The sequence below is a fragment of the Nonlabens marinus S1-08 genome, assembly GCF_000831385.1.
GTDB lineage: Bacteria > Bacteroidota > Bacteroidia > Flavobacteriales > Flavobacteriaceae > Nonlabens > Nonlabens marinus.
In genome coordinates, this window is record NZ_AP014548.1 from 2,590,089 (window position 1) to 2,601,447 (window position 11,359).

An 11,359-nucleotide genomic window follows, 5' to 3' on the forward strand; every position below is an offset into this window, starting at 1 on the left:
TCTACTCTTAAATAATACGATACTTTTTAATACTAACCATCCTTTTTTCTATGAGCTGTTCAACAGATGATTTGATGATATTTGATTTTTCTAAAGATAGTGACATCTCAAACTGGCGCATCGAGGACGATCGTGTCATGGGCGGCATCTCACAAGGAAAATTTGAGTTGAGTGATCAAGGACACGGACATTTTTACGGAAACGTCACAGTGGAAAGCAATGGTGGTTTCAGTTCTGTACAGAATAACTCTGTTGATGTTGAAGTAGACCCTAGTCAATCCTTGCAAATCAAGGTAAAAGGCGATGGCAATACCTATCAGTTTAGAGTTCAACCATCAAACAGTGCTAGAGAAAGTTATATCAAAGAATTCAAAACCAATGGTGAGTGGCAAACTATCAAAGTTAAATTGTCAGACATGGAACCTACTTACCGAGGTCGCGATCTGGATATGCCCAATTTTAATTTTGACCAGATCAAGCACCTGCGCTTCATGATAGGCACTAAGAAGGTGGATCAAAAGTTTGAGCTGTTTATTGACTCTATTGAACTAGTGGATTAATCCACGATCAAGTCCTTAGCTAGAAACAATGTGTTTTTATTGTAATACCAATTGCGCTCTGCAGGAATTTTAATTCCTTCAATCACTTTAAGGTCGTTCATCAAGATATATTCACCAGAATCTTGGAGGATTTCTCCATTTTGATCTGTTTTGAAAAACTGATACGCCTCAAGTGCAAATGAATCTGTATCAAAATAAAAGTACCAAACATCACTGCCAACCTCTTGCGTGTATGTTACTTTTACCTTGTAGGCATTGATATTCCAGAACCATACCTTTGCCACATGGTCATGAACGATTGTTCCAGTATCGTTTAACTTCATGGGCAGTCCATATAGATACGTATAGTAATCTTTCATCGTCATTGCGCGATCGCGATCCTTATCGCTTACGTCCTCAATGATTTTACCTCCTTTTGCCATACTCACAGAATATTTATTGACATAGTAACTAGTAGATTCACTTACAGTTGTTGATGTAAGAGCAAATATCTCCTCGGGCAGATTGATTTGTATTTTGCTTATTCGATCTGCTTTCTCTGGCATTTCCATCTTGATGGTAAATGTGGCATCAAAGGTTGGCCAATTATTGTCTGGATCGTGAAAATCAATGGATTTTTCGATAATTTCCTTTGCGGTAAATTGTATGGAGTCTTGTTGTGAATTCGCTTTTGCGAAAGCGAATACTATAAAAAGAAAAGAGATGTATTTCATTTTACTAAACTAGGTGAAATACAAGAAAATACTGAGAAAATGCGAAATGAACCGATTGTATTACTAAAAAAAGGGGCGACGCTTACTTGATAATTGTATCAGTAGCAAGGTATTTCTTATCCTTATTGTAATACCATTTGCGTACCCTTGGCATGCGAATGCCGTTAATTTTATGTTCTTCAGAAAGTAAAATGTATTCCCCTGTGCTGTAGTCCGGTTGCCTGTTTTCTTTTTCTTTGTAAAATTGATAGGCCTCCATTTTATAGGTAATAGGGTCAAAATAAAAGAACCAAACATCGCTCCCCACACCTGGTTTATAATTTACCTGAAGAACTAAATATTCTTTCTTATTCAATTTTTTCTTCTGTACTTCATAAGAAACTATGGTTCCTGGATCTTTAAGTTTCATGGGTAAACCATACAAATAGGTATAGTAATTACGCATCGTTACCGCACGTTCAAAATCGGCCTCCATAGTGGTTAAGGTACTGTCAGGTTGTGAAAGGTCAAGTTTTGCCACGGTTACACTATCCTTGAACACTCGATATTCATTAATGATATCGCCACGCTTCGATATAAGTTCAAAGGTTTTAGCTGGTAAATTAATGTCCACATAGCTGATACGATCCTCAGTATCTGGCATGGTCATTAAGATCTCTAGGTTCCCGATAAATTTTGACCAATTCCCTTGTGGATCATGATAGGCAATAGCTTTATTTAATAATTGTGGACCCGTTAATTGCGGCGGCAATTCTTGGGAATTCGCTTTCGCGAAAGCGAAAACCATCAAAATTAAGTAACTGTGTTTCATGGTACTAAAATAGAAAACCCTCAAGTATTCTTGAGGGTTTTCTATTCAAATGAATAAGATAAATTTTTAATTCTTGTGCATAAACGCCTGCTTGGCTCTTAAGGTAGCTTCATCTTCTACCACATCTTCATCTGGCACGCAGCAATCCACAGGACAAACGGCGGCACATTGTGGCTCTTCATGAAACCCTACACATTCCGTACACTTGTCTGGCACGATGTAATAAAACTCGTCGCTTACTGGCTCTTGAGTTTCATTAGCGTCCACTTCCTTGCCAGTTGGCAACACTACATTTCCATCCAGGTCTGTACCATCGGCATAACGCCAGTCGTCTGCTGCTTCATAGATCGCTGTGTTGGGACATTCCGGTTCACAGGCTCCGCAGTTGATACATTCGTCGGTTATGATGATCGCCATAGCTGTTTTCTTTACTTTTGTGCAAAAATAAGATTCATTGCCTGTTAAGCCAATTAATACCTCGTTAAATGATAGGGTTTCCGCTTTCGCGAAAGCGGGCTCCATTCTATCCCAATACCTAGACTCTAACCATAGCGCCATTGATATTGATAAGGACCTATGGACGGTTACCATCAACCAAACATTGTTGCTGGCCGAGCAAAAAAACTCCTGGTTTACAAAAGACAATCTGTTATACGCGCTACAACAATGGTCAGAAGCTCTGACTGAAGATAACTTAAATCAATGGTTAGCTCCATACCATCTGGAAGAAGTAACTACTAAAAAAGTAGCGGTTATCGCTGCTGGAAATATTCCTATGGTAGGCTTTCACGATGTCTTAAGCATCATACTCAGCGGTCATTATGCCCAAATTAAAACCAGTAGTAATGACGATGTATTATTGCCTTGGATGTTGAAACTGGCAGCTGCTGACTTGCCAGAATTGGAGCAATCTTACGAGTTCACACAAGACCGCCTGACCGATTTTGACGCAGTAATCGCAACGGGCAGCAACAATACCGCACGATATTTTGAACATTATTTCAGTAAAAAACCAAATATCATACGTAAAAACAGAAACTCAATCGCGGTGCTTACAGGTGAGGAAACGCATGAAGAATTAGTGGCTTTGAGCGATGATGTGTTTTTATTCTTTGGATTAGGTTGTCGCAGTGTAAGCCACCTTAAAGTTCCTATTGATTATGATTTTGATGCCTTTTTCAAGGCGATGTATGAAAAGCGTGAGCTTATTAATTACATCAAATATTCTAACAATTACGACTACAACAAGGCGGTTTACTTAATGAGCGAATTCAAATTGCTGGACAATGAATTTTTAATCATCAAAGAGGAAACGGAAAGCTATGCTTCTCCTATCGCTTCATTAGGCTATAGCTACTACACTAATGATCAAGAAATTGTTCAAGAAATTGAAAACAAATCAGAAGACTTACAGTGTGTTGTGTCTAATGATAGCATGCAGAAAGTACTTCAGCCAGCAATTGGCGAACTTCCTGCACCGCAGTTGGTGGATTTTGGACAGACTCAGAAACCTAGGCTTTCTGATTATGCAGATGGAGTGGATGCCATTCAATTTCTTTTGACAATTTCTTAAAAAGTTATTCTTTTAGTAACATAGTTGAATAGGCAATTTTGCACCTTTGTATGAACCTAAAAACAACTACATGCTGAAGTATAATTTTAGCGCTGGACCATGCGTTTTACCTCAAGAAGTTTTGAAAAAAGCAGCTGATGCTGTTCTTAATTTCAACGATTTAAGTATCCTAGAGATCTCACATCGCAGCAAGGATTTTATAGGTGTCATGGACAAAGCTCAGGCCTTAGCATTAGAGCATTTAGGACTTACTGGCAAAGGTTATTCTGCATTGTATTTAGGTGGTGGAGCAAGCATGCAATTTTTGATGGTAGCTTATAACCTTCTAGAGAAAAAAGCAGCTTATTTAAACACAGGAACCTGGTCAGACAAAGCGATCAAGGAAGCTAGACTTTTTGGAGAGGTACAAGTAGTCGCTTCTTCTAAAGAATCCAATTACAATTACATTCCAAAGGACTATACTGTTCCTGATGATGTAGATTACTTCCACTTCCAGACCAACAATACTATTTTTGGAACTCAACTACAAAACACGCCTGATGTCAACGTACCTCTAATTTGTGATATGAGTAGTGATATAATGTCTCGCCAGCGTGATTTTGAGAAGTACGATTTGATTTATGCAGGAGCACAAAAAAATATGGGACCGGCTGGAGCTACCCTAGTTATAGTTAAAGATGAAATTTTAGGTAAAGTCTCTAGGCAAATTCCTTCCATGTTGAACTATAAAGTTCATATTGAAAAAGAGTCCATGTTCAACACACCTCCCGTTTTTCCTATTTACGCAACTATGCTGACTTTAGAATGGTTGAAGGATAATGGTGGAATTGATTGGATTGAGAAAATAAATAATCAAAAAGCCGATATGGTGTATGGCGAGATTGATCGCAATCCACTATTTACAGGTTTTGTTAAGGATAAAGAAGACCGTTCTAAAATGAACGCTACTTTCTCTTTGCACGATGAATCGCTAACAGAGCGTTTCAACGCTATGGTCAAAGAAGCTGGAATCAACGGATTGAACGGACACAGATCTGTTGGTGGGTATCGTGCTAGCATGTATAATGCACTAAGTGTAGAAAGCGTACAAACATTAGTGGACACTATGAAAGAATTAGAGCGTACTGCATAAGAAGCTATGAGTTCCCTTTTTAAAAACCTAGACGATTGTAAGATTCTATTATTTAATATAGATGCTAGATTACGCAATCAACACAGACAATTTATCTCCAGCGCAAGGTTAGCATTGGAACAATGGATTGATAAAAAAACATCGCCCTATGGCGACAGTAAGGCCGTAAAGCGATAGCCTTGAGGCTGGTTGAATTTAATTAATTGCAGGTGCTGAATCCTAGGGATTTCTGCCTGCACAGGTAAACAAATTATGAGCAAAAAAGTACTCGCCAACGATGGCGTTTCCCAAAGTGGAATAGATAAATTAAAAGCTGCAGGATACGAAGTTATCACAACTAATGTAGCACAAGAACAATTACAAGATTACATCAATAAACATGAGATTGATGTCTTATTAGTTCGCTCTGCCACTACAGCTCGTCAAGAATTGATCGATAATTGCCCTAGCCTAAAAATTATAGGTCGTGGCGGTGTAGGAATGGACAATATCGATGTTCAATACGCACGTGATAAAGGCTTAAAAGTGATCAATACCCCAGCTGCCAGTAGCGCTAGTGTGGCTGAACTGGTTTTTGCACACTTGTATGGTGGCGTTCGATTCCTATACGATAGTAATAGAAACATGCCGTTAGAAGGCGACACTAACTTCAAAGGCTTGAAAAAAGCCTATGGTGCTGGAGTTGAACTGCGCGGCAAGACTATCGGGATTATAGGTGTAGGCCGTATAGGTCAGGAAGTGGCAAAGATTGCAGCTGGTGTGGGAATGAAAGTAATTGCTCACGACAGCTTTGCAGAAAAAGCTCCAACCGTTTCTTGGAAATTGTTTGACGGTCAGGAGATCAGTGTTGAAATCCCATTGGTTGGGAAAGAAGAATTAATCAAGACGTCCGATTTTATTACTCTTCACGTTCCTGCTCAAAAGGACTATGTTTTAGGCAAGAAGGAGTTTGAAATGATGAAAAAGGGATCTGCTGTTATAAATGCCGCTCGTGGTGGTGTTCTCGATGAGGTTGCGCTGGTAGAAACTTTAGAAAATGAGCATTTAAGCTTTGCAGCTTTAGATGTCTTTGAAAAAGAACCCGCTCCAGAAATAACCTTAATGATGAACAGTAAATTATCACTAACACCTCACATAGGTGCAGCCACAAATGAAGCTCAAGATCGTATAGGTGAAGAACTCGCTGATCAAATTATATCCATATTAGGATAATCTGACTTGATTGATTTAAAAAGCGCATCTTAAAAAGGGTGCGCTTTTTTGTTGGCGATCATTTTAAACCACTGTTTAAAATTAAGAAGTTCGTTTAAAATAGAATATCTTTAATGAGCCAATTCTCTCATCATGATCAAATTAATAGCCGTAGAAAATCCTGAAATTCTTGCGTTTAAAGTCATCCAGGAGTTGGAAAAAGACGATGTGGATTGGCTAATTGAACGGATTGCAAAAAGAGAGAAGCGACAAGATGAGTCAGTTTTATTATATGTAGAGTTCGAAGATTTTGGCGAGTTGACCATCACCCGCATATGGGATCATTTCAAAATGCTCCTCAATCACATAATGGAATTACTTGCTACAGTTAAAAAAATCGCGGTTGTTACCTCTAATATTTCTCTGCGAGAAAAGCTATCTATGGAATTTAAAATAGTACCAAAGATCGCATTCAATTCTTTTGATCTTCATGAAAAGGATGTGGCTGCAGATTGGCTGGTGAAGGAAAAATGAAAGTATTATCCTACTTTAGTCACTTCCGTATTTTGGGGTCTGTATTTTTATGCCTCGCATGTCCTACTGCTTTGCTTTCCCAAGGTTATTTAAAGCTTGAAAAAGAAGTACGAAAAATTGCAGCAGATGAACACTTTCCCTCATTAGATATCATCGCATGGAGTCCAAAAGACTCTGTCATAATCAACTATCATGATCCAGCAACTCAAGATATCGATACCTATGGGATAGGAAGCGCTACTAAAATGCTGGTAGGAACTTTCGTTTTACATCTTATTGAAAAAGGAAAACTTCAATTAAATGATGAAATTGGGCAGCTTTTAGAGCTGCCTAATAAGTCTCCTTACGCCACCATCACTGTTCGTCAATTATTACAGCATACCAGTGGGATTCCAGATTATACACGTAATTCGATATGGCTGGATCAAGTTATAAAAGGCACAACCCCAACAAGTTTTAAAGAACGGTTTCAACTGATTCCAAATAAACTCCATCCCTTAAATAAGTTTTACTATAGCAATTCGAACTATTTGTTCTTAGAGCAAATTGTTGAGAAGGTTGAAAGGATCCCCTATGATAAAGCATTAAACGATTTCTATAAAAACTTGGGACTGGAACAGGTCCAACTACAAACAGGCAGAGACAGCACACAGACTTTCTTTGCACAAGATAATACGGGTACAAACGACGTCACTGCCACCCAAGAAACTTATGGATACGCTGGCGATGTTCATACTACCAGTCACACACTATTACAGTTTATGGTAAAAATGTTTGTCGAGCAGTCTATTATAGAACCAGGATCCATTCAACAGCTTCAACAATGGGTTTCTATGGATGCTATGAAAATTCCAGTAGGAGAAGGTTTCATTACTCATTATGGGAATGGACTTATGAAACTTGACTATAAGGAACAGCTATGGATAGGTCACGCTGGTGGCACCCTCAAATATCAATCGTTTGTATTTTTCAATCCCAGTGATTCTACCGTTTTGATTGCTTTAACTAATGCCAGCGGCTCGCATTACACGAATGCCTTTGTGCAAAAATTAATCCCTGCAGTTTTAGACAAACTCTAGTATCATTTAATTTGTAGGTATTAGGTTAGGAATTTCGCTTTCGCGAAAGCGAACTAAGCCTCAAAATTGTCGTAACTTAATCACTCAATCTATTTTACTATATGGCTTCAATTTTAGACCTACTGCAAACCGAAATGGGACAAACCCTTATCAATGGTGCTGCCAAAAAAGTGAATACAACTCCTGACAATACGGCAAATGTACTGTCACAGGCCATGCCCTTAATTTTAGGTGCCATGCAACGTAATGCCAAAACACCACAAGGAGCAGCGTCGTTATCAAATGCATTATCTGACCCGAAACATAACGGTAGTATGCTAGAAATGCTGGATAGCCTTTTCGGTGATGGGCCTGGAAGTCCAGAAGAATTAGAACAAGATGGTGCTGGAATATTGAAACATGTGCTAGGTAACAAACAGTCCCACGTGGAGAGCGCCATATCGACTTCTAGCGGCGTCGATGCTCAGTCTGTTGCACAAATTATTAAAATTGCCGCGCCCATCATCATGGGATTGTTAGGCAAGCAAAAACAGGAGAAACAAATAAGCAAGAATGGAGTCGGTGATCTGATAGGTTCTGTGTTAGGGCAATCTGGTGATCACGATTCGTCGTTTTTGACAACAATTCTAGATGCTGATGGTGATGGCAGCATGATTGATGATGTAGCTGGTATGGTTTTAGGCAGTAATGGAAAGAAAAAAGGCCTGGGTGGTATGCTAGGTGGATTATTTGGGAAATAGAAACTTATGCGCAATTTAGCTGCTTCATTACTCTTTTTGATTGTCATCGTGATTTTTGCTAGTTGCGGTGGTTCTAAAGATTTCCCAGTTGACGAGGTTTCTGGCGTTGCAAAAGATACCATTCGTATTGCAAACGATAGTCTAGAGTACGAGATCATCATTATAGAAATAGGGTTTAACTCTTGGCTTGCAACGCAACCCCCTAGAGGATACTATACTCAGAGTAGTATGGATATTAGTAATGATTTTAAGGTCACCGAGTATAACTTGAGAGCCAACGATCCATTGCGTTATGGAGCAAATCTCTATCCATTTAGAATTGATTATGACAGGAATGTAGATTATGGCTATGAAGTAACTTACTTACTTTTTAATTACTTTAAATTCTTTGAAGAGCGGTACAATCAACGTCTGTAAACTATTTTTGCAGCATGCAAAAATTAAAAGACCGCTGGGAAATAACTAAAGACTGGCAACTCGTTTATATTATTTTGGGAATCATCGGGCTCCTTGCTTGCGGCTATTTTGTAGCGACTAAACTGATTCCTTCGACTTTCGAAGAGGTAACCTATGAATATCTGTTTGTCGCTTTAGTAACGCTAATCAATGCCTACGTGTTTTACAAAATCACGATGTGGTTATTTGTGAAGCTACAACCTAAATGGAAGGTGGAGAAGAGATGGGAATTAATCGCCATTTTTCTGGTTTTTGCAATTACAGGGTCTGCATCTGCCAGGGTTTCTGGACCTGTATTAGAATGGATAGGAATGGATCGAGAAACTACTAACGCCTGGATTTTTTGGCCTATCCGACTGCTCATCATCTTTCCATTTTACCAAGTTTTATTAGTAGCAATGGGTTGGATATTTGGTCAGTTTGAATTCTTCTGGGCATTTGAAAAGAAGATGTTGCGCAGATTCGGAATCAAGCTGGATAAGAACTTAGAAGCTTAAAATAATAGACTTAATTAATTCTCTCTAAAAAGATTTTAATCATAAAAAAAGTCCTCATTTCTGAGGACTTTTTTCGTGATCGCAGAAGGATTCGAACCTTCGACCGCCTGCTTAGAAGGCAGGTGCTCTATCCAGCTGAGCTATGCGACCTTACTGTTGCTTCTTTCAAAGCGGTTGCAAATATAAACCAATTTTAAAAAATGCTAAAGGGATTTTTTGTTTAAAATTCAGTCTATTTCCAACTTAATAAATTACCTCAAAAATAGAATAGCAGATCTTATCCAACTTTGTCAAATTGCGAAGGCTGGAACACTTGAAAATCTTGAGTGAAAACTAGAGATTTTTATAAATTAAATGGATCAATCGTTACTTCTTGTTTTGATAGTATTTATAAATAGTTCTAAGTTATAGTGGTATAGCAATATTTCTTACTTGAATTTGTGCACGCATATATGAAATCAATCGACCTTTGTGACGACATAGTTACAACTTCTATTCAATCTTTAAATTTTAAATAGTTTAAGGTAGGATTCAAGAATGATTTCAAATTCAAACCAATTATTTTTAGTACTTAACCTATGCCTTACCGAGTTTTTGAAGAGTTTAACATCCAAGTAACCGATGATATTAAAGAAAATTATAAAAGTGTTATTGAGCATTTAGGAGAAGACGTCTCCCGTGAAGGTCTTGTCAAAACCCCTGAGCGAGCAGCGAAAGCCATGCAATTCCTCACTAGTGGTTATGATCAAGACCCTGGAGCAGTGCTAAAAGGAGCCATGTTTGCCGAAGACTATCAGGATATGGTAATCATCAAAGACATTGAATTGTATTCTTTATGTGAGCATCACATGTTGCCGTTTTTTGGGAAAGCTCATATCGCATACATACCTAATGGCCATATCGTAGGGCTTTCTAAGATTCCTAGAATAGTAGATATTTTTGCTAGACGTTTACAAGTTCAAGAACGTTTGACTCATGACATTTTAGAATGCATTCATAGTACTTTAAAACCTCAAGGTGTAGCAGTTGTTATTGAAGCTTCACACATGTGTATGATGATGCGAGGTGTTCAAAAACAAAACAGCGTTACAACGACAAGTGGATTTAGAGGGCAATTTGAAAAAGAAGGTACTAGAAGTGAGTTTTTAAATCTCATTTCAGCTAAACTTCATTAAAATCGGAACACTTTTTGAATGTTTAGAAATGAATAATTAATATAACTATGTTTCAATCAAAATCTTCAAAACTATTTTTCAGTGTCCTATTCGATTTGGTTGGTATGGCATCGTATGCTGTTCCATTTGTAGGCGAACTTATAGATATTATCTGGGCTCCTATTGCGGGTTATCTTATGACTAAAATTTATCCTGGAAAAACTGGTAAAACCGCTGGTATACTAACAACTATCGAGGAGTTAATTCCAGGACTGGATATCATACCCACGTTTACCCTTACCTGGATATATACTTATGTTATTAAAAAGGAAACTAATGAAATTCAAGAGCCTCAAGTCATCGAGGTAGAAGCCCTTTAAGAAGTAATAGCAAGATCCGCATGTTTTGAAAGAAGCTTGCGGATTTTTGGGTCTATGATAATCTGGCAATAGTCTTGATCTCGATTGTTATTGTAGTAATTCTCATGGTGCTTTTCAGCTGGATAGAATGCAGATCCTGGGGCAATTTCAGTAACTATAGGATCGTCAAACTCACCTGATTCTTCTAAGTCTTCCACGTAGTCACGAGCGATTTTTTCTTGCTCCTCGTTTACGTAAAATATCGCACTGCGGTAATGAGAGCCTATATCATAGCCTTGACGATTTAAAGTCGTCGGGTCGTGAGTCGCCATAAAGACTTCTAACAAATTACTATAGCTCACAATGGACTCATCATAAACGATACGGATTGCTTCAGCATGACCAGTTCTTCCTTGTACGACTTCTCTGTAAGGCGGGTTTTTTATGTTACCACCACAGAACCCAGGCTCTACACTGGTTACACCTTTAACCCTTTGAAAAACAGCTTCTGTACACCAAAAACAACCACCAGCAAGAATTGCTTCCATAATCTTTTTATT

Annotated in this window: 16 protein-coding genes and 1 tRNA gene; 12 read left to right on the forward strand and 5 right to left on the reverse strand. The window is 38.3% G+C overall.

All coding sequences use genetic code 11. From position 1 onward, the window contains the following. Window positions 1–50: 50 nt before the first annotated feature. On the forward strand, window positions 51–560 hold the full coding sequence (locus NMS_RS11865) for a CIA30 family protein (protein ID WP_041496985.1): 510 nt from the start codon (window positions 51–53) through the stop codon (window positions 558–560). On the opposite strand, the gene NMS_RS11870 is transcribed toward NMS_RS11865, so the two are convergent. The 3 genes from NMS_RS11870 to NMS_RS11880 form a co-directional block, all read right to left on the reverse strand. Next, entirely contained in the window at window positions 557–1,273 is a 717-nt protein-coding gene (locus tag NMS_RS11870; RefSeq protein ID WP_041496986.1) for a DUF6503 family protein, read from the reverse strand. The two genes, NMS_RS11865 and NMS_RS11870, sit on opposite strands and share 4 nt — an antisense overlap. A gap of 82 nt (window positions 1,274–1,355) precedes the next feature. Then, complete coding sequence (locus NMS_RS11875; protein ID WP_041496988.1) at window positions 1,356–2,084, reverse strand: DUF6503 family protein; 729 nt, start codon at window positions 2,082–2,084, stop codon at window positions 1,356–1,358. A 66-nt stretch (window positions 2,085–2,150) separates the two neighbouring features. Beyond that, entirely contained in the window at window positions 2,151–2,501 is a 351-nt protein-coding gene (locus tag NMS_RS11880) for a 4Fe-4S binding protein (RefSeq protein WP_041496990.1), read from the reverse strand. Between the two features lie 37 nt (window positions 2,502–2,538). Here NMS_RS11880 and NMS_RS11885 point away from each other — a divergent pair, with 37 nt between their 5' ends. From NMS_RS11885 to NMS_RS11920, 9 genes are all read left to right on the forward strand, one after another. Beyond that, on the forward strand, window positions 2,539–3,657 hold the full coding sequence (locus tag NMS_RS11885; RefSeq protein WP_231862393.1) for an acyl-CoA reductase: 1,119 nt from the start codon (window positions 2,539–2,541) through the stop codon (window positions 3,655–3,657). A gap of 70 nt (window positions 3,658–3,727) precedes the next feature. Further along, a complete protein-coding gene (serC, locus tag NMS_RS11890; RefSeq protein ID WP_041496991.1) occupies window positions 3,728–4,789 on the forward strand; it encodes a 3-phosphoserine/phosphohydroxythreonine transaminase in 1,062 nt (353 codons plus the stop codon). Window positions 4,790–4,795: 6 nt separating this feature from the next. Then, window positions 4,796–4,966, forward strand: coding sequence for a hypothetical protein (locus NMS_RS13945; protein ID WP_158449009.1), 171 nt, complete (start codon window positions 4,796–4,798; stop codon window positions 4,964–4,966). A gap of 75 nt (window positions 4,967–5,041) precedes the next feature. After that, window positions 5,042–6,001, forward strand: a complete 960-nt coding sequence (locus tag NMS_RS11895; RefSeq protein ID WP_041496992.1) for a D-2-hydroxyacid dehydrogenase — start codon at window positions 5,042–5,044, stop codon at window positions 5,999–6,001. A gap of 132 nt (window positions 6,002–6,133) precedes the next feature. Further along, window positions 6,134–6,514, forward strand: a complete 381-nt coding sequence (locus NMS_RS11900; RefSeq protein WP_041496996.1) for a SpoIIAA family protein — start codon at window positions 6,134–6,136, stop codon at window positions 6,512–6,514. Further along, on the forward strand, window positions 6,511–7,593 hold the full coding sequence (locus tag NMS_RS11905) for a serine hydrolase domain-containing protein (RefSeq protein ID WP_148311392.1): 1,083 nt from the start codon (window positions 6,511–6,513) through the stop codon (window positions 7,591–7,593). Before NMS_RS11900 ends, NMS_RS11905 begins: the two co-directional genes overlap by 4 nt. Before the next feature lie 101 nt (window positions 7,594–7,694). After that, the gene (locus NMS_RS11910) at window positions 7,695–8,333 is read left to right on the forward strand and encodes a DUF937 domain-containing protein (protein ID WP_041496998.1); all 639 of its coding nucleotides are present in this window, start codon (window positions 7,695–7,697) and stop codon (window positions 8,331–8,333) included. A gap of 6 nt (window positions 8,334–8,339) precedes the next feature. Further along, the gene (locus NMS_RS11915; RefSeq protein WP_041496999.1) at window positions 8,340–8,750 is read left to right on the forward strand and encodes a DUF6146 family protein; all 411 of its coding nucleotides are present in this window, start codon (window positions 8,340–8,342) and stop codon (window positions 8,748–8,750) included. A gap of 14 nt (window positions 8,751–8,764) precedes the next feature. Beyond that, window positions 8,765–9,286 carry a DUF6787 family protein gene (locus tag NMS_RS11920; RefSeq protein WP_041497000.1) on the forward strand — a complete coding sequence of 174 codons (522 nt, stop codon included), beginning with the start codon at window positions 8,765–8,767 and terminating at the stop codon, window positions 9,284–9,286. A gap of 76 nt (window positions 9,287–9,362) precedes the next feature. Here NMS_RS11920 and NMS_RS11925 read toward each other — a convergent pair. Continuing rightward, window positions 9,363–9,436 (reverse strand) — tRNA-Arg (locus NMS_RS11925). A gap of 428 nt (window positions 9,437–9,864) precedes the next feature. On the opposite strand from NMS_RS11925, the gene folE reads away from it, so the two are divergent. Further along, complete coding sequence (gene folE / locus NMS_RS11930; RefSeq protein WP_041497002.1) at window positions 9,865–10,461, forward strand: GTP cyclohydrolase I FolE; 597 nt, start codon at window positions 9,865–9,867, stop codon at window positions 10,459–10,461. Window positions 10,462–10,508: 47 nt separating this feature from the next. Further along, window positions 10,509–10,820, forward strand: coding sequence for a hypothetical protein (locus NMS_RS11935; protein WP_041497003.1), 312 nt, complete (start codon window positions 10,509–10,511; stop codon window positions 10,818–10,820). Here the strand turns inward: NMS_RS11935 and msrA are convergent. Next, window positions 10,817–11,347: a peptide-methionine (S)-S-oxide reductase MsrA gene (msrA, locus tag NMS_RS11940; RefSeq protein WP_041497004.1), complete on the reverse strand. Its 531-nt coding sequence runs from the start codon at window positions 11,345–11,347 to the stop codon at window positions 10,817–10,819. The two genes, NMS_RS11935 and msrA, sit on opposite strands and share 4 nt — an antisense overlap. Window positions 11,348–11,359 lie beyond the last annotated feature (12 nt).

Coding starts and splice junctions, on each gene's coding strand:
- NMS_RS11905 (WP_148311392.1), top strand. CDS start 6,511: ATGAAAGTATTATCCTACTTTAGTCACTTCCGTATTTTGGGGTCTGTA.
- NMS_RS11915 (WP_041496999.1), top strand. CDS start 8,340: ATGCGCAATTTAGCTGCTTCATTACTCTTTTTGATTGTCATCGTGATT.
- NMS_RS11900 (WP_041496996.1), top strand. CDS start 6,134: ATGATCAAATTAATAGCCGTAGAAAATCCTGAAATTCTTGCGTTTAAA.
- serC (WP_041496991.1), top strand. CDS start 3,728: ATGCTGAAGTATAATTTTAGCGCTGGACCATGCGTTTTACCTCAAGAA.
- NMS_RS11880 (WP_041496990.1), bottom strand. CDS start 2,501: ATGGCGATCATCATAACCGACGAATGTATCAACTGCGGAGCCTGTGAA.
- NMS_RS11920 (WP_041497000.1), top strand. CDS start 8,765: ATGCAAAAATTAAAAGACCGCTGGGAAATAACTAAAGACTGGCAACTC.
- NMS_RS11865 (WP_041496985.1), top strand. CDS start 51: ATGAGCTGTTCAACAGATGATTTGATGATATTTGATTTTTCTAAAGAT.
- NMS_RS13945 (WP_158449009.1), top strand. CDS start 4,796: ATGAGTTCCCTTTTTAAAAACCTAGACGATTGTAAGATTCTATTATTT.
- msrA (WP_041497004.1), bottom strand. CDS start 11,347: ATGGAAGCAATTCTTGCTGGTGGTTGTTTTTGGTGTACAGAAGCTGTT.
- NMS_RS11910 (WP_041496998.1), top strand. CDS start 7,695: ATGGCTTCAATTTTAGACCTACTGCAAACCGAAATGGGACAAACCCTT.
- NMS_RS11935 (WP_041497003.1), top strand. CDS start 10,509: ATGTTTCAATCAAAATCTTCAAAACTATTTTTCAGTGTCCTATTCGAT.
- NMS_RS11870 (WP_041496986.1), bottom strand. CDS start 1,273: ATGAAATACATCTCTTTTCTTTTTATAGTATTCGCTTTCGCAAAAGCG.
- NMS_RS11895 (WP_041496992.1), top strand. CDS start 5,042: ATGAGCAAAAAAGTACTCGCCAACGATGGCGTTTCCCAAAGTGGAATA.
- NMS_RS11875 (WP_041496988.1), bottom strand. CDS start 2,084: ATGAAACACAGTTACTTAATTTTGATGGTTTTCGCTTTCGCGAAAGCG.
- folE (WP_041497002.1), top strand. CDS start 9,865: ATGCCTTACCGAGTTTTTGAAGAGTTTAACATCCAAGTAACCGATGAT.